Here is a 1220-nt window from a genome sequence, read left to right as displayed (position 1 = left end):
GCTTAGGATCGAGGGCGTTTTGATCTCGGTGCCGTATAAAAAGCAAGCGGCGATCTACAACGAAAACGGCGTAGCGGCGGTATCGCAGACAACCGAGCAGATCATGATAGCGCCGCAGTCATACGAGCTATCGACCCAGCTAAATCCGCAGTATCTAAAGCGCGGTATCTAAAGCGCGGTATCTTTAGCGTGCCCGTTTTTAACGGCGACGTCGCGCTAAAAGCAAAATTTGCGCCGCTAAATTTCGAGCAGCTAAATATCGCGGAAAGCGACGTTTTGCTAGGCGAGGCGACGCTGATTTTAGGCGTGGGTAGCAAAAAGACCTTTACCGCGTTTCCCGCGCTAAAAGCAAACGGGCAGGATCTCGCGCAGTCTTTTGCGCCGCCTAAATACTCGCCCTTTGCCCAAAGCGTCCACTACAAGCTACCCGCAAATTTAGCAAACGGCGGCTTTGAGCTAGCGGGCACGCTATCTATGCAAGGCGGGCAGAGCGCGAGCTTCGTTCCCGTCGGACAGGATAATAAATTTGACGTAAAATCCTCGTGGAGCTCGCCGTCTTTTAGCGGCGGCTGGCTGCCTAAATTGCGCGAAGTCACAAGCAGCGGCTTTAACGCGCAGTGGGAGATCTCGGGCCTTAGCACCGGCGTCCCGCAGGCGTGGATCATGGACGGCAGGCGCGAGATGGGGCTGGAGAGCGTCGAGGCTAGCTTCATCAGCCCCGTAAATAACTACTCGCTCATCGCGCGCTGCGTGACCTACGCGATCTTGTTTTTAGCGGTGCCGTTTTTGGCGATATTTTTGTGCGAAATTTACAGCCGCGTCCGCATTCACCCGATCCAGTACCTACTCATCGGAGCCGCCGACGTGCTATTTTACCTGCTCGTGCTCTCGTTTTCCGAGCATATTAGCTTCCTAGCTAGCTATCTCATCGCGGCCGCAGCCGTGTGCGCGACGATACTTTTCTACGGCTCGGCGATCTTTCGGGCTCGCAAATGGGGCGTATTTATCGCGCTCGTACACGGGGTTAGCTACTGCTTGCTCTACGGTATCTTGCAGTCCGAGGACTACGCGCTTTTGATGGGTAGCGTGATGATATTTGCGGTGATTGCGCTGGTGATGTATTTGACCAGGAAGATAGATTGGTACGAAAACGGGCTGAAAATTTAGCCTTTTTCGGCTCGTCTTTTTGGTTTATACGTCGTTGGAAACTCGGTCGGCTT

At 53.9% G+C, this 1220-nt stretch carries 1 protein-coding gene; it reads left to right on the top strand.

Annotated elements, in window-relative coordinates; translation table 11 throughout:
• The first annotated feature begins 81 nt into the window (after positions 1–81).
• The gene (gene creD / locus H740_RS09605) at positions 82–1167 is read left to right on the top strand and encodes a cell envelope integrity protein CreD (RefSeq protein ID WP_331456432.1); all 1086 of its coding nucleotides are present in this window, start codon (positions 82–84) and stop codon (positions 1165–1167) included.
• The last annotated feature ends 53 nt before the right edge of the window (positions 1168–1220 follow it).

Origin of the sequence: Campylobacter showae CC57C (genome assembly GCF_000344295.2) — a bacterium.
Lineage (GTDB): Bacteria > Campylobacterota > Campylobacteria > Campylobacterales > Campylobacteraceae > Campylobacter_A > Campylobacter_A showae_B.
Note: the sequence above shows the minus strand (reverse complement) of the source record. Positions and strands in the feature narration are given on the sequence as shown.